The sequence below is a fragment of the Micromonospora sp. NPDC049662 genome (genome assembly GCF_040675055.1).
In the GTDB taxonomy this organism is placed as follows: domain Bacteria; phylum Actinomycetota; class Actinomycetes; order Mycobacteriales; family Micromonosporaceae; genus Micromonospora.
The window spans coordinates 73,796-91,255 of sequence record NZ_JBFAOC010000018.1; the positions used below are offsets into that span (position 1 = coordinate 73,796).

16 protein-coding genes are annotated in these 17,460 nt (G+C 72.6%); 9 read left to right on the top strand and 7 right to left on the bottom strand.

Annotated features, from left to right (window positions below):
• Positions 1–56: 56 nt before the first annotated feature.
• From AB0J36_RS16325 to AB0J36_RS16345, 5 genes are read right to left on the bottom strand one after another with little or no spacing between them, the layout of a single operon-like run.
• Positions 57–749 (bottom strand): CoA pyrophosphatase, encoded by a 693-nt coding sequence (locus tag AB0J36_RS16325; RefSeq protein WP_355052513.1) that lies wholly within the window; start codon positions 747–749, stop codon positions 57–59.
• Positions 746–1,393, bottom strand: coding sequence for a TlpA disulfide reductase family protein (locus tag AB0J36_RS16330; RefSeq protein ID WP_357392956.1), 648 nt, complete (start codon positions 1,391–1,393; stop codon positions 746–748). Before AB0J36_RS16330 ends, AB0J36_RS16325 begins: the two co-directional genes overlap by 4 nt.
• A gap of 5 nt (positions 1,394–1,398) precedes the next feature.
• Positions 1,399–2,187 (bottom strand): endonuclease III, encoded by a 789-nt coding sequence (nth, locus tag AB0J36_RS16335; RefSeq protein ID WP_357132816.1) that lies wholly within the window; start codon positions 2,185–2,187, stop codon positions 1,399–1,401.
• 40 nt (positions 2,188–2,227) lie between these two features.
• Positions 2,228–3,406, bottom strand: coding sequence for a CapA family protein (locus AB0J36_RS16340; RefSeq protein WP_363660815.1), 1,179 nt, complete (start codon positions 3,404–3,406; stop codon positions 2,228–2,230).
• A gap of 56 nt (positions 3,407–3,462) precedes the next feature.
• Positions 3,463–4,125, bottom strand: coding sequence for an adenosylcobinamide amidohydrolase (locus tag AB0J36_RS16345; protein ID WP_357392921.1), 663 nt, complete (start codon positions 4,123–4,125; stop codon positions 3,463–3,465).
• A gap of 143 nt (positions 4,126–4,268) precedes the next feature.
• On the opposite strand from AB0J36_RS16345, the gene AB0J36_RS16350 reads away from it, so the two are divergent.
• The 9 genes from AB0J36_RS16350 (at position 4,269) to AB0J36_RS16390 (ending at position 15,345) form a co-directional block, all read left to right on the top strand.
• Positions 4,269–4,946, top strand: coding sequence for a Crp/Fnr family transcriptional regulator (locus AB0J36_RS16350; protein WP_007466162.1), 678 nt, complete (start codon positions 4,269–4,271; stop codon positions 4,944–4,946).
• A 122-nt stretch (positions 4,947–5,068) separates the two neighbouring features.
• A complete protein-coding gene (locus AB0J36_RS16355; protein ID WP_357172645.1) occupies positions 5,069–5,812 on the top strand; it encodes a metallophosphoesterase family protein in 744 nt (247 codons plus the stop codon).
• A 423-nt stretch (positions 5,813–6,235) separates the two neighbouring features.
• Positions 6,236–6,841: a TetR/AcrR family transcriptional regulator gene (locus AB0J36_RS16360; protein WP_357172648.1), complete on the top strand. Its 606-nt coding sequence runs from the start codon at positions 6,236–6,238 to the stop codon at positions 6,839–6,841.
• Positions 6,842–6,877: 36 nt separating this feature from the next.
• The gene (locus tag AB0J36_RS16365; protein ID WP_357172651.1) at positions 6,878–7,675 is read left to right on the top strand and encodes a TIGR03084 family metal-binding protein; all 798 of its coding nucleotides are present in this window, start codon (positions 6,878–6,880) and stop codon (positions 7,673–7,675) included.
• Complete coding sequence (locus AB0J36_RS16370) at positions 7,672–9,336, top strand: acyclic terpene utilization AtuA family protein (RefSeq protein ID WP_363660817.1); 1,665 nt, start codon at positions 7,672–7,674, stop codon at positions 9,334–9,336. The genes AB0J36_RS16365 and AB0J36_RS16370 overlap by 4 nt, the downstream gene beginning before the upstream one ends.
• Complete coding sequence (locus AB0J36_RS16375) at positions 9,333–10,529, top strand: acyl-CoA dehydrogenase family protein (RefSeq protein WP_357392917.1); 1,197 nt, start codon at positions 9,333–9,335, stop codon at positions 10,527–10,529. Before AB0J36_RS16370 ends, AB0J36_RS16375 begins: the two co-directional genes overlap by 4 nt.
• Positions 10,526–12,127, top strand: coding sequence for a carboxyl transferase domain-containing protein (locus tag AB0J36_RS16380; RefSeq protein WP_357392915.1), 1,602 nt, complete (start codon positions 10,526–10,528; stop codon positions 12,125–12,127). Before AB0J36_RS16375 ends, AB0J36_RS16380 begins: the two co-directional genes overlap by 4 nt.
• 12 nt (positions 12,128–12,139) lie before the next feature.
• Positions 12,140–14,182, top strand: a complete 2,043-nt coding sequence (locus AB0J36_RS16385; protein WP_363660818.1) for a biotin carboxylase N-terminal domain-containing protein — start codon at positions 12,140–12,142, stop codon at positions 14,180–14,182.
• Entirely contained in the window at positions 14,182–15,345 is a 1,164-nt protein-coding gene (locus tag AB0J36_RS16390; RefSeq protein WP_357132837.1) for an acyl-CoA dehydrogenase, read from the top strand. Before AB0J36_RS16385 ends, AB0J36_RS16390 begins: the two co-directional genes overlap by 1 nt.
• Here AB0J36_RS16390 and AB0J36_RS16395 read toward each other — a convergent pair.
• Positions 15,339–16,436 carry a hypothetical protein gene (locus AB0J36_RS16395; RefSeq protein WP_357132839.1) on the bottom strand — a complete coding sequence of 366 codons (1,098 nt, stop codon included), beginning with the start codon at positions 16,434–16,436 and terminating at the stop codon, positions 15,339–15,341. The genes AB0J36_RS16390 and AB0J36_RS16395 overlap by 7 nt on opposite strands.
• Positions 16,433–17,374 carry a transporter substrate-binding domain-containing protein gene (locus AB0J36_RS16400; protein WP_357132841.1) on the bottom strand — a complete coding sequence of 314 codons (942 nt, stop codon included), beginning with the start codon at positions 17,372–17,374 and terminating at the stop codon, positions 16,433–16,435. Before AB0J36_RS16400 ends, AB0J36_RS16395 begins: the two co-directional genes overlap by 4 nt.
• Positions 17,375–17,460: the final 86 nt, after the last annotated feature.

A 17,460-nucleotide genomic window follows, 5' to 3' on the forward strand; every position in this document is an offset into this window, starting at 1 on the left:
GCGTACGGGCACCGCGCCCACCTGATGACCATCGCTTGCGGAAGGTGACCGGGTGGTCAGCGCAGGGCGGTCTCGTCGACCTCGTCGGTGCCGGCCGACGGCGCGGGAGTGGCGCCCGTGGGCGGCAGGTCGACGAGCCGGCCGGGCGACCACGGGCGGGCCCAGCCGCCCATTTCGAGCAGGGCCGCCAACACCCCGGCGGTGAAGCCCCAGACGAGCATGCCGCGCGACGAGAACGCCGGCCCCACCCAGCCGCTGGGATGGCGGACCCGCAGCCGGTTGGCCGGGTCGACCAGTTCGCGGATCGGCAGTCGTGCCACGTGGGCCACCTCGGCGGGCTCCCGGGGGTGCACCGGATGCGGGTCGTGCCACCAGGCCAGCACCGGGGTGACCACGAAGTCGCTGACCGGAATCCACAGCTTCGGCAGCTCGGCCAGCACGGTCACGCTGGCCGGGTCGAGCCCGACCTCCTCGTTGGCCTCGCGAAGCGCGGTGGCGCGGGCGTCCGCGTCCTCCGGGTCGGCCGCCCCGCCGGGAAAGGCTGGCTGGCCGGCATGGTTACGCAGGGTCGCGGCCCGTTGCAGGATCAGCACGTCCGGTCCGGTGTCGGGCTGCTCACCGAGCAGCACCAGCACGGCGCTCTCCCGGCCACCCTCGGCGGGGGTGGTGAGGCGGGTGAAGTCCTCGACGCGGGCCGTGCCCAGTCGACTCAGCAGCGGGTCGATCCAGCCGGGCGGTCGACGGGTCACGCCGCCACGCCCAGGTGCTGGCGTACCAGCGTGGTGAGCGAGGCGTCGTCGAGGGCTCCGGTGGCGTCGATGTGCCGGATCCGACCCCCCGCGTCGACGAAGAGGGTCAGCGGGAAGGCGTTGCGCCTCAGTTCCCGTTGCAGCGCGTCACCCTGGTCGACGAGGATCGGAAACCGTACGCCGAAGTCCTCGCCGATGGACTGGGCGCCGCTCCGGCTGTCGCGGGTGTTGACCCCGACGACCTGGAGCCGACCGGCGGTCCGCTCGCTGAGCCGCTGGAAGGCCGGCAGTTCCTTGCGGCACGGCCCGCACCAGGAGGCCCACACGTTGATCACGGCTGGCCCGGCCACGTCCCGCAGCGCGACCGGCGCGCCGCCGGTGAAGCAGGCCAGGGTCAGCGCCGGCAACTCCTGCCCGTCCGCAGCCGCAGTGGTCGCGGCCGGCGGGGTGGAGACAGCCCCGGGGCTGGGTGTCGGTGCCGCATTCAACGTGCCGCAGTCCCGGAAGGGCGACGGTCGTTCGGCGGCGGCGGCGGCCGACTTGGGTGCGGGGTCGTCGGCCGGGCTGGCGGTGCAACCGCCGACGAACAGCGCGAGCGGCACGGCGAGCAGCGCGAGCCGCCGGGTGGCCGCGCCCGTGAGCAGGCGGTTCACGGCACCTCCGCGGCGACCGCCTGCGGCGGCACCAGATCCGGGTCGACCCCGGCCGCCACGGCCAGGTCACGCGCCCGGGGGCCCTTGAGCAGCTTGGCGGCGGCGGCCGGCTCGGTCGGGCCGGTGCCGTACGAGGGGCAGAGCTTCGCGAGCGTGCACGCCCCGCAGGCCGGTTTGCGGGCGTGGCAGACCCGCCGCCCGTGGAAGATGATCCGGTGCGACAGCATCGTCCAGTCGCGCTTGGGGTACAGCGCGCCGATCGCGTGCTCGATCTTGACCGGGTCGGTCTCGGTGGTCAGTCGCCACCGATGCACCAGCCGCTGGAAGTGCGTGTCGACGGTGATACCGGGCACGTCGAAGGCGTTGCCGAGGATGACGTTGGCGGTCTTGCGGCCGATCCCGGGGAGCGTCACCAGGTCGGCGAGCCGGCCGGGAACCTGGCCGTCGTACCTGTCGACGAGGGCCTGCCCGAGTTTGAGCAGCGAGTCCGTCTTGTTGCGGTAGAACCCGGTGGGCCGGATCAGCTCCTCCATCTCGCCCCGGTCGGCGCCGGCGTACGCGGCGGCGTCCGGGTAGCGGGCGAAGAGCTTCGGGGTGACCTCGTTGACCTTCTTGTCGGTGCACTGGGCGGACAGGATGGTGGCGACGGACAGCTCCAGCGCGTTGGAGTGGTCCAGCTCGCAGTGCGCGTCGGGGTGCGTCTCGGTCAGCACCCGGCCGATCTTGCGGGCGCGGCGGGTGCGCCCGAGGTCGGTCTCGCTGGCGCCGGGAGGGCTACTGGTCACGACGGTCAGCCTACGTCGCGCCCCGGACGTTCCTCCCGGGTCAACCGCCGGTCGGCGCGGTGATCCTGCCCTGCCCGTCGAGCCGGGCCCCGCTCCTGGGGAAGTCGGTTCGGCTCAGCTCGGTGACGAGCCCCAGGCCCCGGTCGTCCGGGTCCATCGTCGGCTTGCCGGCCGAGTTCATGTACGTGGAGGTGAACGAGCCGCCGCTCCAGCTCCCGTCGGGTTTGAGCGACACCTTCAGCACACCGCCCCAGCCCAGCCGGCCGGCGTTGCTCAGCGAGTTGCCGCCGCCGGCGAAGTTGCCCAGGCTGTACGCGATCAGCCGCCCCTGGTAGAACTCCATGCCCCGCAGCACGTGCGGCCCGTGCCCGACGATCAGGTCCGCGCCCGCGTCGATCATGGCGTGGGAGAATTTGACCGGATCGCCCCGGTTCTCGCCCAGGAACAGCTCGGTGCCCGGCTTGACCCGGGTCTTGTCCGCTCCCTCGCCACCCATGTGCACCTGCACCACGACCAGATCGGCGAGGGTGGCCGCCTTCGCGACCACCGTCTTGGCCTTGGCGATGTCGACCAGGCTGTTGGACCAGACGTACGAGGAGAAGCCGGCCACGGCGACCTTGACGCCCTTGACGTCGACCACGGTGATCTCGTCCGGCGCGCCGGTGTGCTCCAGGTCGTACTTCTCCAGCGCCTGCTGCGTGTTCTGGTAGCCCTTCGGCCCGTAGTCGTAACCGTGGTTGTTGGCCTGGTTGAGCACCCGGAACCCGGCGTCACGCAGGTGCGCCGCGTACTCGGGCGGCGCACGGAACTGGAAGCAGCGGGTGGAGTTGGCCCCGCACTTGCCGGCGCCGGTGTCCACCGTCAGCGGCTCCTCCAGGTTGCCCATGACCAGGTCGGCCTTGAGCGCCCCGGTGACCGAGTCGAAGAATCCCTTGCCACCGGCGGCGGGCAGCCGACCGGGCGCGTTGCCCATGATGATGTCGCCGGTCGCGGAGAGCGAGATGACGCCGCCCCCGTTGGCGGCCGTCGCGCCGCCGCTGGCCTTCGGGCCGGCCGTGTTCAGCGGCGCGCCCGTGCCACCGCCACCGGCGCCGGGCTGCCACACCGGGGCGTCCCCGCTGTCGGCGCAGCCGGCGACGAGCAGGGCGGCCAGCAGCGCCGCGAGGCCGGCGGTGACGCGGCGGAACGGGCGGGACGCGAAAGGGGCGGTAGCGTACATCGCCCGCGACCCTACCGACCTCGGAACGCGCCGACGAGGGCCGATCGGTCGGAAGTTCAGCCGGTCAGCCGGTCTGACCAGGGCACGACCGGCCGTTCGCCGCCCGCGCGCACGGCGGCGTGGACGGCTCGGGCCAACGGGGCGCCCCACGTCGAACGTGGCCCCCCGTACGCGGCCTCCGGCCCGTCCACCGGGCAGAGCACGGTGACCGCGTCGGTGGGGGTACCCGTCCCGGGCAGTCCCAGCTCCCCGATCGCCTGGGTCTTCGCCTCGGTGGCGGTGGCGACGGCGTTGACCAGCGCCGAGTCGGCGAGCCGGGCCGGCACGTACACCACGATGTTGACCGTGCCCACCCGCTGGCTGAGCGCTCCCGTGGCCGGCGCGGCGGCGGGCACCGGTGTGCCGAGCCCGACGGTCGCCCACGCCCGCACCCCGGTGTCCGTCCGGGTCACCACCTCGGTCACGTCGACGCCGGTCAGCAGACCCACCCCGGGCCCGTCCAGGGCCAGGTCCGCGGCGAGTGCGGCCAGGTGCGCGGCGGGGTCTTCCCGGTCGTACGACATGGGCACGGTCGCGTTCAGCACCCACCGCCGGATGCCGACGCCACCACCCAGCGGGCCGCTGCTGACCGCCCGCAGGGGCCCGTCGGCCCGCCAGACGAGCAGCGGTACGTTTCGCCCGCCCTCGACGCGGCTGGTCAGAATCGGGTCCCTCAGCACGTCGGGCAGGTTACGCCCACCGATCAAGATTCCAGGGGCGACCTCTGATTCGTGCTCACGTGCGCCTAGACTTGGCGGCGCGCGAGGGGATCAGCGGACGGCGGCCCCGGCCGACGGACGGCACGCGCAACCGGAGGTGCGCAATGGACGAGGTACTGGCCCGCAGCGGGATCTTCCAGGGTGTCGACCCGGAAGCTGCCGAGGCGCTCGCCAAGGAGATGGAGACGATCGAGGTCCGCAAGGGCGAGATCGTCTTCAATGAGGGCGAGCCCGGTGACAGCCTCTACATCCTGCTGTCCGGGAAGATCAAGGTCGGCCGCCGGGCGGCGGACGGCCGGCAGAACCTGATCGCGGTGATGGGCCCGTCGGACATGGTCGGCGAGCTGTCGCTCTTCGACCCGGGTCCGCGTACGGCGACCGCCACCGCGGTGACCGACACCCGGCTGGTACGGCTGCGCAAGCAGGCGCTGCGGCCGTGGCTCAACAACCGCCCGGAGATCGCCGAGCAGCTGCTCCGGGTGCTCGCCCGGCGGCTGCGCCGGACCAACGACTCGCTCGCCGACCTGATCTTTACGGACGTGCCGGGCCGGGTGGCGAAGAACCTGCTCCAGATGGCCGGCCGCTTCGGCACCCGCGACGGCGGCGTCCTGCGCGTGACCCACGACCTCACCCAGGAGGAGATCGCCCAGCTCGTCGGCGCCTCCCGGGAGACGGTCAACAAGGCGCTGGCCGACTTCGCCTCGCGCGGCTGGCTGCGGCTGGACGGCAAGAGCATCATCATCCTGGACCCGGAGCGTCTGGCCCGCCGCGCCCGCGTCTGAGACATCGGTACGTCCCCGCCTTCCGTCCCCGACGGCAAGGCGGGGACGTATCTGTCTGCCCGTTTGTCTGCCCGGCGCAGAATCGCTGGGTCGGGACGGCTGGCGGGGTGAAGTGTGGGGCCATGCTGAACCGGGTCGCCGTGCTCTCCGACATCCATGGTGTGCTGCCCGCGCTGGAGGCGGTGCTGGCCGAGCCGGACGTCGCCGCCGCCGACCTCATCGTGCTGACCGGCGACATCGCGGCCGGTCCGCAGCCGGTCGAGGTGCTGGACGTGCTCGCCGGGCTCGGTGACCGGGCCTGCTGGGTGGGCGGCAACTGCGAACGTGAGCTGGTCGAGGCGCGTGCGGGCCGCCCCGCCTCGATAGAGGTGTCGAACTGGGCCGCCGGCCAGCTTCGGGACGATCAGGTAGCCCGGCTGGCCGCGCTGCCCGCGACCGTGACGCTGGAGGTCGACGGCCTGGGCCCGACGCTGTTCTGCCACGCGACGCCCCGCGACGACGAGGAGATGGTGCTCGTCGACTCCCGGATGGCGCGCTGGGCGGAGGTGTTCGCCGGTCTGCCGGCCGAGGTCTCCACGGTCGTCTGCGGTCACACCCACATGCCCTTCACCCGGCTGGTCGACCGACGGCTGGTCGTCAACGCGGGCAGCGTCGGCATGCCGTACGGGGGCGCGGGCGCGTGGTGGGCCCTGCTCGGGCCGGGCGTCCAGCTCCGCCGTACCGCGTTCGACGTGGACGCGGCCTGCGCCCGGGTGACGACGGAGTCGGGCTATCCGGACGCCGCCGCGTGGGCCGACGAGTACCTGCGCTCCCGCCACAGCGACGCCGACGCGCTCGCCGTCTTCGGCCCCCGCGACGGCCGCTGAACCGCACGGATCCGCCCGACGCGTACACGTTCGACCAGCCAGCCCTCGCCCCGGCACGGCCGGGTGATCGGTGGCGAGCAGGACCGCGGAGTAGGTGGTTGGGCCCTGTCGAGCTGCCCCGAATCTGGGGCAGGCGATTCGGGAGGCGACGCGACCCGCCTGCCCCATTCCTGGGGCAGCTCGACAGGGCCCAAGGAGAGCGGTGGGGCCGCCCGACAGACCGCGAGAACACCAGGTGAGAGCCGCCCGACAGGGCCCAAGGAGAGCGGTGGGGCCACTCGACAGACCGCAAGAACACCAGGTGAGAGCCGCCCGACAGAGCCCGCAGACACCCGGTGGGAGCCGCCCCGGGCCACCGCTCGTCGCCTGGCGCCACAAAAAGTCAGTCTTGACTGTTTGTTTCCCAGGCCACAGGCTGTTCGCATGCCTCCCGCATCGACACGTGTTCCCCAGCAGGAGCGCAGTCGCGCCACCCGGGCCCGCCTGCTGGAGGCCACAGTCGACTGCCTCATCGAGCACGGCTGGTCCGGCACCACGACCACCGTCGTGGCCGCCCGGGCCGGCGTCTCGCGGGGTGCCCAGTTGCACCACTACCCCACGAAGGCCGCGCTGGTCACGGCCGCCGTGGCGCACCTGGCCGAACGCCGCGCCGACGAGCTGCGCACCGAGGCCGAGGCGTTGCCGGCCGGCCCGCAGCGACTGGACCGGGTGATCGATCTGCTCGGGGTGGCCTTCACCGGGCCGCTCTTCGTCGCCGCGCTCGAACTGTGGGTGGCGGCCCGCACCGACCGCGAGCTTCGCGACGCCCTCGTGCCGCTGGAGGCGACGGTCGGCCGGGAGATGCACCGGCTCACCGTCGCGCTGCTCGGGGTCGACGAGCGCCGACCTGGCGTCCGCGAGGCGGTGCAGGCCACCCTCGACCTGATGCGCGGGCTCGGAGTGGCCAACCTGCTCAGCGACGACTCGGCCCGTCGTACCGCCCTGCTCGTCACCTGGAAACGTCAGCTCGCCACCCTGCTCACGCCCTGACCCCGGCCATCGGGGCCCGCACCGACCGGAGGCACCATGGTCGACCTCAGTGACCTGCTCACGGATCTGACCGACGAGTGCGCCGACCTGGACGCGCTGGTCGCGCCGCTGTCCGTGGCCGGCTGGGCCCGCCCGACCCCGGCGGCAGGCTGGACCATCTCGCACCAGATCGCCCACCTGGCCTGGACCGACCACGTGGCGCTGCTGGCCGCCACCGACGCCGAGGCGTTCTACGCGACGGTGACCGGAGCGCCGGACGTGACCCGGCTGGTGGACGCCGGGGTCGACGAGTTCCTGGCACCCCCCGCCGACCTGCTGGCCCGCTGGCGGGCCGGCCGGGCCGCGCTCGTCGACGCACTGGCCGCCGTTCCGGCCGGCGACAAACTGCCCTGGTACGGCACCCGGATGTCGGCCACCTCGATGGCGACCGCGCGGATCATGGAGACGTGGGCGCACGGTGAGGACGTGGCCGACGCCCTCGGTGTCGTCCGGCCGGCCACCGACCGCCTCCGCCACGTGGCGCACCTCGGTGTGCGTACCCTCGGGCACGGGTTCACCGCCCACGGCCGTGCCGTACCAGCGTCGCCGGTCCGGGTCGAGCTGGCCGCGCCCGGCGGCGACACCTGGGTCTGGGGGCCGGCGGACGCCGCCGACCGGGTGAGCGGTCCGGCCCGGGACTTCTGTCTCCTGGTCACCCAGCGCCGGCACCGGGCGGATCTCGCCCTACGGCCCACCGGCCCGGTCGCCGACGAATGGCTCGACGTGGCCCAGGCCTTCGCCGGACCGCCGGGCGACGGCCGGACGCCAGCCAGCGGAGACGGGGTACGCCCGTGACCCGTATCGGCAACGCCTCCGGCTTCTACGGTGACCGGTTCACCGCCTGGCGGGAGATGCTCGACGGCGGCGAGCTGGACGTGCTGACCGGCGACTACCTGGCCGAGTTGACCATGCTGATCCTCGGTCGGGACCGGCTCCGCGACCCCGACCTCGGCTACGCGAAGACGTTCCTGCGCCAGGCGGAGACGTGCCTCGGCACGGCCCTCGACCGGGGGGTGCGGGTCGTGACCAACGCGGGCGGGTTGAACCCGGCCGGACTGGCCGCCGCCATCGAGGCGCTCGCCGGCCGCCTGGGCCTGGCGGTGCGGGTCGGGTACGTCGAGGGCGACGCCCTCCAACGGGCCGACGCGCTCACCGCGAACGCGTACCTGGGCGCGTTCGGGATCGCCGCCTGCCTCGACGCCGGGGCCGACGTGGTCGTGACGGGTCGGGTCACCGACGCGTCGCTGGTGGTGGGCCCGGCCATCGCGCGGTACGGGTGGAGTCGCGACGATCTCGACGAGCTGGCCGGGGCCACCGTCGCGGGGCACCTCCTCGAATGCGGCGCACAGGTCACCGGCGGCAACTTCAGCTTCTTCACCGAGCTGCCCGACGGCGGGCACCGGCCCGGCTTCCCGATCGCCGAGGTGCGCCCCGACGGTTCCGCTGTGCTCACCAAGCATCCGGGCACCGGTGGCGCGGTCACCGTGGAGACCGTCACCGCCCAACTGTTGTACGAGGTCGGCGGGCCGGCGTACCTGGGGCCGGACGTGGTCACCCGGCTGGACACGGTGACCCTGCACCCCGACGGACCGGACCGGGTGCGCGTCACCGGCGTACGGGGTGCCCCGCCGCCGCCCACGCTCAAGGTGGGCGTCAACAACCTCGGCGGCTTCCGGAACTCGATGACGTTCGTCCTGTGCGGCCTCGACATCGAGGCGAAGGCGGCCCTGGTACGGGGGCAGATCGCCGAGGCGGTCGGCAGCGCCGGGCTGGAGTTCACCCTCGCCCGCACCGACCACCCCGACGCCGCCGACACCGAGGCGGCCAGCGCCCTGCTGCACGTACACCTGCGCGACAGTGACCGGACGCGGGCCGGGCGGGTCTTCTCGGCCGCCGCCGTGGAGCTGGCACTGGCCTCGTACCCGGGTTGCACGCTGACCACCCTGCCGGGCGACGCGACCCCGTACGGCGTCTTCACCGCCGACACCGTGCCGCAGGACGAGGTAGCGCAGGTGGCGGTCCTGCCCGGCGGCGAACGGGTGTCGATCGCCCCGCCGGTCCGCACGGCCCCGATCGCGCCGGACGAGGCGGCGTCGGCTGGCGACGCGGCGGTCACCGGCCCGACCCGGCGCGGAGCGCTGGGTGAGCTGGTCGGCGCGCGCTCGGGCGACAAGGGCGGGGACGCCAACCTCGGCGTCTGGGCGCGCTCCGATGCCGGGTACGCGTGGCTGCGCGCCTGGTTGACCGTCGAGCGGCTGGCCGGGCTGCTGCCGGAGACGGCGCCGCTGGCCGTCCGGCGCTACGAGCTGCCGAACCTGCGCGCGGTGAACTTCGTGATCGAGGGCCTGCTCGGGGCCGGGGTCGCCGCGTCCACCCGGTTCGACCCGCAGGCCAAGGCGCTCGGTGAGTTGCTCCGCGCGCGAATCGTCGACCTACCGGCGGAGGTCGCCCGATGAGCATCGTGGACACGCCGGAGCGTCGACAGCTCCGTGAGTTGACCCGGGCGTTCGTCACCCGGGAGGTGCTGCCGCACCTGGACGACTGGGAGCGGGCCGGCGAGGTCCCCCGGGCCCTGCACGCCACGGCCGCGAAGCTGGGCCTGCTCGGCATCGGCTTTCCCGAGTCGGTCGGTGGCAGCGGCGGCGACCTGCTCGACTCGATCATCGTGACCGAGGAGCTGATCCGTTCCGGCGGATCGTCCGGGCTGGTCGCGGCCCTGTTCACGCACGGCATCGCGCTGCCGCACATGGTCGCCGCCGCCGGTGCCCGCACCGGCGGATCGTTTGGCGGTCGCCTCACCGGCGTCCCGTCCCCGGGTGACGACGGCCTAATCGAGCGGTACGTCCGACCCACCCTGGCCGGCACGATGATCGGCGCCCTGGCCATCACCGAGCCGGACGGCGGTTCGGACGTGGCCGGCATCCGCACGACCGCCCGCCGGGACGGCGACCGCTACGTGGTGAACGGGTCGAAGACCTACATCACCAGCGGTCACCGGGCCGACTTCGTGACCACGGCGGTGTGCACGGACTTCCCGGGAAGCGGCAACCTGACCCTGCTCGTGATCGACAAGGATTCGCCCGGGTTCACCGTGGGACGCCGGTTGGAGAAGTTGGGTTGGCACTGCTCGGACACCGCTGAGCTGTCCTTCGTGGATGTACGGGTGCCGGTGACCAACCGGATCGGCGCGGAGAACACCGGCTTCCTGGCGATCATGCAGCACTTCGCGGCGGAGCGGCTCTCGCTGGCGACGCAGGCGTACGCGACCGCGCAACGCTGTGTGGAGCTGGCGGTGCGCTGGTGCCGGGACCGGCAGACCTTCGGGCGTCCGCTGGTCGGCCGGCAGGTGGTCCGGCACCGGTTGGCCGAGATGCACACGCGGGCCGAGGCGGCCCGGTCGTACGTCCACGAGGTGGCCGCCCGGGTGGCTGCGGGCGAGCCCGTGGTGACCGAGGTGGCGATGGCGAAGAACGTGGCCGTGGCCGCCTGCGACCACGTCGTCGACCAGGCGTTGCAACTGCACGGTGGCTTCGGCTACCTGCGCGACGCCGAGGTGGAGCGGCACTACCGCGACGCGCGGATCCTCGGCATCGGCGGCGGCACCACCGAGATCATGAACGAGATCATCGCGAAGGGCATGGGCTTGTGACCATTCTGGACAGCGCGATCGACCCGGCCGCGCCCGGATCCGCGGCGAACCGGGCGGCCCTGGTGGAGCGGCTGGCCGAGTTGGACGCCGCGCTTGACCAGGCGCGCGCGGGCGGCGGCGAGAAGTACGTGTCGCGGCACCACGCACGCGGCAAGCTGCTGCCCCGGGAGCGGATCGAGTTGCTGGTCGACGCCGACAGTCCGTTCCTCGAACTGTCGCCGGTCGCCGCGTACGGCACGGACTTCCCGGTGGGGGCCAGCGTGGTCACCGGCATCGGGGTCGTCGAGGGCGTGGAGTGCCTGATCGTCGCCAACGATCCGACGGTACGCGGCGGCGCGGTCAATCCATGGTCCCTCGCCAAGACCCGGCGGGCCGGTGAGATCGCCCTGGCCAACCGGCTGCCCATGGTCAACCTGGTCGAGTCGGCCGGGGCGGACCTGCCCACGCAGGCGGAGATCTTCATTCCCGGCGGTCGGGTGTTCCGTGACCTGACCCGCCTCTCGGCAGCGGGCATCCCCACGGTCAGCGTGGTCTTCGGCAACGCGACGGCCGGCGGCGCGTACGTGCCGGGGATGTCGGATCACGTGATCATGATTCGGGACCGGTCACAGGTCTACCTGGCCGGGCCACCACTGGTGAAGATGGCGACCGGAGAGGTCACCGACGACGAGTCGCTGGGCGGCGCGGCGATGCACGCCGGCACGTCCGGGTTGGCCGACTACCTGGCCGAGGACGAGCGCGACGGCATCCGCCTGGCCCGCCAGTGCATACGCCGACTGAACTGGCGCAAGCGGGGTCCCGCGCCGCGGACGGCGGTGCCCCGGCCGCCGAAGTACGACCCGGAGGAGCTGCTGGGCATCGTCAGCTCCGATCTGAAGGTGCCGTTCGACCCGCGTGAGGTGCTGGCCCGCATCCTGGACGGCAGTGACTTCGACGAGTTCAAGCCGGCGTACGGGGACTCGCTGGTCACCGGCTGGGGCGAGCTGCACGGATATCCGGTGGGCGTGCTGGCCAACGCGCGGGGGGTGCTGTTCAGCGCGGAGGCGCAGAAGGCGGCCCAGTTCATCCAGCTCGCCAACGCCTCCGACACCCCGTTGATCTTCCTGCAGAACACCACCGGCTACATGGTCGGCACCGAGTACGAGCAGCGCGGGATCATCAAGCACGGCGCATTGATGATCAATGCCGTGTCCAACTCGACGGTGCCGCACCTCACGGTGAACCTCGGGGCCTCGTACGGGGCCGGCAACTACGGCATGTGCGGTCGGGCGTACGAGCCGAGGTTCCTGTTCACCTGGCCGAACGCCAAGTCGGCGGTGATGGGTCCGGCACAGCTCGCCGGCGTGCTGTCGATCGTGGCCCGGCAGGCCGCCGCCGCCCGTGGACGTGACTACGACGAGGAGTCCGACGCGGCGATGCGGATGATGGTCGAGCAGCAGATCGAGTCGCAGTCGGGCGCGCTGTTCCTCTCCGGCCGGCTCTACGACGACGGGGTGATCGACCCTCGGGACACGCGTACCGTCCTCGGCCTCTGTCTATCGGCGATCCACAACGGACCGGTCAGGGGCGCCGACGGCTTCGGCGTCTTCCGGATGTAGAGGGAGTCGCCAATGATCACCAGACTGCTCGTGGCCAACCGGGGCGAGATCGCCCGCCGGGTCTTCGCCACCTGCCGGGCGATGGGCGTGCAGACCGTCGCCGTGCACTCGGACGCGGACGCCGACGCGCCCTTCGTCGCCGAGGCCGATCAGGCGGTCCGGCTGCCGGGCGCCACGCCGGCCGAGACGTACCTGCGGGTGGATCTCCTCCTGGACGCGGCGCGGCGCAGCGGCGCGGACGCCGTCCACCCGGGTTACGGGTTCCTCGCCGAGAACGCAGAGTTCGCGGCGGCGGTGACCGACGCGGGTCTGACCTGGGTCGGTCCGCCGGCCAAGGTCATCGCCGCGATGGGTGACAAGCTGGCGGCGAAGGCGCTGCTCGCCGAGGCGGGCGTGCCGATGCTGCCGAGCTGGACCGACACCGACCAGGCCACCGGCTTCCCGGTGCTGGTTAAGGCGTCCGCCGGTGGCGGTGGCCGGGGCATGCGGATCGTCCGGGACGCGGCCGAGCTCGCCGAGGCCGTCGCCTCCGCGCGGCGCGAGGCGGCTTCGGCGTTCGGTGACGGCACGGTCTTCATCGAGCGGTACGTCGAGCGCGGCCGGCACGTCGAGGTGCAGATCCTCGGCGACACCCACGGGACCGTGCAGGTGCTCGGCGTCCGGGAGTGCTCGATCCAGCGCCGGCACCAGAAGATCATCGAGGAGGCGCCCGGTCTGGTGCCTGCCGAGGTGCGGGAGCGTCTGCACGAGGCGGCCGAGGCCGCCGGACGAGCTGTCGACTATGTGGGCGCGGGCACTGTCGAGTTCCTGCTGACGCCCGACGGGGCGGTCTACTTCCTCGAGATGAACACCCGACTCCAGGTGGAGCATCCGGTCACCGAACTGACCACTGCGGACGGGCTGGACCTGGTCCGGATGCAGGTGCTGGTGGCCGAGGGTGAGCCGCTGCCGGCGCAGCACCACGATCCCGACACCCGTGGCCACGCGATCGAGGTGCGGCTCTGCGCCGAGGAGCCGACGCAGGGTTGGCGGCCCGCCACCGGCACCCTGCACCGCTTCCAGGTGCCGGGCGTGGACCGCGAGTTCGGCTCGATCCAGCGAGCGGGCCTGCGACTCGACTCCGGCGTGGTGGCCGGCTCGGTGGTAAGCGTGCACTACGACTCGCTGCTGGCCAAGGTGATCGCCGTGGCCCCGACCCGGTCCGAGGCCATCCGCGCGCTCGCGGGCGCGCTGGCGCGGGCCGAGATTCACGGCGTCGCCACCAACCGGGATCTGCTGGTCCGGGTGCTGCGCAGCCCGGAGTTCACGGCCGGCGAGATCGACACCGGCTTTCTGGACCGGCACCCGGAGGTCTTCGCGCCGCTGCTCCCCGCCGACCAGCTCCCGGTCACCGCGCTCGCCGCCGCGTTGGCCGGCGCCGCACACCGCCGATCGACCGCACCGGTGCTCGCCGGCCTCCCCTCCGGCTGGCGCAACGTGCCGGCCGTCGGACAGGTCACCCGCTTCACCGGTCCGGACGGCGAGATCGAGGTCCACTACCGGCTCGACCGCACCGGCGGCCTGGTCGATTGGTCCGTCGCGCAGCACGCCGACCCGGACAACCCCGACGGACGCCGCGCCGCCGGCCAACCCGGCGCCCCTGACGGGAGCGCCGAGCGGCAGGTGGTCGAGCTGATCGAGGCCAACCCGGACCGCGTGGTCCTCGACGTCGACGGGGTGCGGCGGTCGTACCGCGTACACCGGGTGGGGTCGGAGATCTTCGTGGACGGTCCGGACGGGGCGGCGAGCCTGGCCGAGCTGCCGCGTCTGCCCCTGCCGACCGCGGAGCTGGCCGCCGGGTCGCTGCTCGCGCCACTGCCCGGCGCGGTGACCCGGGTGCACGTCGAGGTCGGCCAGCGTGTCGCGGCCGGCGACCTTCTGCTCACCCTCGAAGCGATGAAGCTGGAACATCCCGTGCTCGCCCCGACCGACGGCGTGGTCGCCGAACTGCCGGTGTCCGCCGGTGGTCAGGTACGGACGGGCGACGTGCTGGCCGTTATCGGAAAGGACCACTGATGAACTTCGACCTCACTTCCGAACAGGACCAGTTGCGCGACGCGGTACGGGCGCTCGGCCGCCGGTACGGGCACGGCTACTTCGTCGAGAAGGCGAAGGCCGGTGAGCACACCACCGAGCTGTGGGCCGAGGCGGGGCGGCTCGGCTACCTGGGGGTCAACATCCCCACCGAGTACGGCGGCGGGGGCGGCGGCATCACCGAACTGGCAATCGTCTGCGAGGAGTTGGCGGCGGCCGGCTGCCCGCTGCTGCTGTTGGTGGTGTCCCCCGCCATCGCGGCCACCGTGATCGCCCGACATGGCACCGAGGAACAGCGCAAACGGCACCTGCCCGGTCTCGCCGACGGCTCAGCGAAGATCGTCTTCGCGATCACCGAGCCGGAGGCCGGATCCAACTTCCACCGCCTCGGCACGGTGGCCCGCCGCGACGGCGACGACTGGGTGCTCAACGGCCGCAAGTGCTACATCTCCGGGGTCGACGAGGCGGGTCACGTGCTCGTCGTCGCGAGGACGGAGGACTCCGCCACCGGGAAGCTCAAGCCCGCGCTCTTCATCGTGCCGACCGACGCGGCCGGGCTGACCCGGTCCAAGCTGGACATGGAGATCGTGTCCCCGGAGAACCAGTTCCTGCTCTACCTGGACGACGTGCGGGTGCCCGCCGACGCGCTGGTCGGCGAGTCCCTCGACGCCGGGTTGCCGGCCCTGTTCAGCGGGCTCAACCCCGAGCGGATCACGGTGGCGGCGATGGGTGCCGGCACCGGCCGGTACGCCATCGAGCGCGCCAGCGAGTACACCGCCACCCGCAAGGTCTGGGGTGGCCGGAGCATCGGCTCGCACCAGGGGGTGTCGCATCCGCTGGCGCACGCGGCCGTGCAGGTGGAGCTGGCCCGCCTGATGATCCAGAAGGCGGCCACGCTGTACGACGCCGGCCGTGACCTGGAGGCCGGGGTGGCCGGCAACATGGCCAAGTACGCGGCCGGCGAGGCCGCCGCGCTCGCCGTGGACACCGCCGTGCAGGCCCTCGGCGGGGCCGGCATGACCACCGAGTACGGGGTGGCGACGCTGTTGGGCGCGGTGCGGGCGGGTCGGATAGCCCCGGTCAGCCGGGAGATGATCCTCAACTTCGTCGCCCAGCACGTCCTGGGTCAGGAGAAGTCCTACTGAGGCGCGGCGGGCGGCCCGGGGGCGCGGCAGGCGGCGTCGATGCGGTACACCGGGCGGACGCGGCGGCCCAGCCCTTCCAGCAGCGAGTCCTCGACGTGGAAGTCGTGGATGCGCAGCCGGTGCCGGGGCAACTCCTCCTCGCTCGGGCAGAGCACCTGCGCCCGGACGAGTCCGACGGGCACGTACCGGACCCCACCCCGCTCCTGCAGGATCACCATGTTGACATCGTCGGTGGTCACCACGTGCCCTCGTACGTCCTCGGTCGGGCCGTTCTCGGCGCCCACCGTGGTGACGGTGAGCGGTAGGACCGGTGTGCTGATCACCGGCAGCGCGGCCCAGAGCAGCATGGCCAGCACCGCCACCTCGGTCACCGACGCCAGCGGACGGATGACCACGCCGGGCAGCGGCCCGGCGATGAACAGCGCCAGCACCGGCGGGACCGTCAGCAGCGCCAGCACCAGCAGGTCACCCTCCGCGCCGGCGGCGCGCAGCGTGGGCACCATCAGCCACCCGTACCCGGCGAACAGCGCGATGATCGCCAGGAACCGGGGTACGACCCATTCGTGCAACCGCTCCGGCCGGAGCTGGAACGCGGCCGCGAACGCGGGCAGCAGCAGCGGCAGGTAGAGCAGCGGCCAGGTGAGCAGGGCGAGCAGAAAGCTGGCCAGCACGAACCAGGCCGGGGTGAGGTCCGCCCAGCGGGCGAAGAGTGGACGACGTCGGGTGCCGGGTGGCAGGCGCTCCACGCTCACGGCCAGCACCGCGCCGAGCGCGAAGACGGCGACCAGCCCGGTGGAGAGCAGTCGGGCCGCGGTGGTGAGGAAACCCGCGAGCAGGTTGACCGTCCCGACGTTGGCGACCAGCAACAGGGTGGTCTGTAGCTCGCCGCCCGCCTCCACGCCGAGCCGGAGCACCGAGAAGATCGCCGGCACGCCCACGACTGCGGTCCAGAACGACTGGCTGGCCCGCGCCCGCCGTTCCGACGGGTCCCAGGGCACGCGCCCGGGCTCGACCTGGGCCGTCGGCTCGACCGGCACCGCCGCACGGGGCGGTGGAACCGGGCCGTCGGTGGCGGTCGGCGTCGTGCTCACGACGAGGGCGACTTGTCGTCGAAGTCCACCAGTTTCGGCACGTTCAGCGGCTGCGGCTGACGCTTCTCGACGTGCAACCACGGCCCGAGGGTGCTGTTGTACGCGATCTGCCAGGGGCTCGCCTCCCCGTTGCGGCCCATCTGGTAGCTCTTCTGCAGGAAGTACGCGACGAGGTCACGCAGCGCGGGGTCGCCGATCGGCACGCCGATGCCCAGCAGTTCGCTGGTGCCGAACGGCATGTCGACGACCTCGAACTCCCTCGGGTAGATGGACAGGAAGCCGGCGAGGATCGTCTCGTCGGAGCTGACCGCGTCGTACCGGCCGCGCCGGATACCGTCGACGCAGTCCCCCACGTCCTTCACCACGAACGTTCTGACCTGGTGCTTCTCCAGCTCGGCCTCCGTGGTGGACCCACCGCTGGTGCAGACCTTGTAGGCCGGGTCACGCAGGTCCTCAATGGTGCGGATCTTGTCCTTGAGCCGGACCGGCACCATCACCTCCTGGGTGGTGACGAAGTACGGGCCGGCGAAGCTGACCAGCTTCTCGCGCTCCTCGGTCATCGAGAAGCTGGACACCACAAGATCCACCGTGCCGCCCTGCAGCGCCGGGATGCGGTTCTCGGTGGCCACCGACACGAACTCCAGCCGCTGCTCGCCCTGGTAGCCCAGCGAGGCCGCGATGTACTTGCCGATCTCGACGTCGAAGCCGACGTGCTGGCCGTTACGCAGGTCGCCCATCAGCGGCTCCTTGGTGGCGACGCCGATGCGCAGCGTCGACTGACCGAAGGTGTGCGACTCCCGCAGTTTCTGCTGGACCGACGGCAGATCCGGCTCCTTGCGGCTGTCGCATCCGGCCGCAGCGGCCAGGGTGAGGGTCAAAGCGACCGCCAGCGTCGTCGCGACCGAGCGGAGCCGGGACCGGGGTGGGCGTACGTTCATGGGCGACCTCGCTGACGGAGCAGCCTGCGGAACACCGAGAGTAGCGAGGCGAGTCCACTGCGTACGCGATCCGATCGGTCAGGTCG

Bases quoted from the DNA above. Each gene is read 5' to 3' on its own strand.
- AB0J36_RS16340 (WP_363660815.1), bottom strand. From the start codon at position 3,406: ATGTACGCTACCGCCCCTTTCGCGTCCCGCCCGTTCCGCCGCGTCACC.
- AB0J36_RS16350 (WP_007466162.1), top strand. From the start codon at position 4,269: ATGGACGAGGTACTGGCCCGCAGCGGGATCTTCCAGGGTGTCGACCCG.
- AB0J36_RS16355 (WP_357172645.1), top strand. From the start codon at position 5,069: ATGCTGAACCGGGTCGCCGTGCTCTCCGACATCCATGGTGTGCTGCCC.
- AB0J36_RS16360 (WP_357172648.1), top strand. From the start codon at position 6,236: ATGCCTCCCGCATCGACACGTGTTCCCCAGCAGGAGCGCAGTCGCGCC.
- AB0J36_RS16365 (WP_357172651.1), top strand. From the start codon at position 6,878: ATGGTCGACCTCAGTGACCTGCTCACGGATCTGACCGACGAGTGCGCC.
- AB0J36_RS16375 (WP_357392917.1), top strand. From the start codon at position 9,333: ATGAGCATCGTGGACACGCCGGAGCGTCGACAGCTCCGTGAGTTGACC.
- AB0J36_RS16385 (WP_363660818.1), top strand. From the start codon at position 12,140: ATGATCACCAGACTGCTCGTGGCCAACCGGGGCGAGATCGCCCGCCGG.
- AB0J36_RS16390 (WP_357132837.1), top strand. From the start codon at position 14,182: ATGAACTTCGACCTCACTTCCGAACAGGACCAGTTGCGCGACGCGGTA.
- AB0J36_RS16400 (WP_357132841.1), bottom strand. From the start codon at position 17,374: ATGAACGTACGCCCACCCCGGTCCCGGCTCCGCTCGGTCGCGACGACG.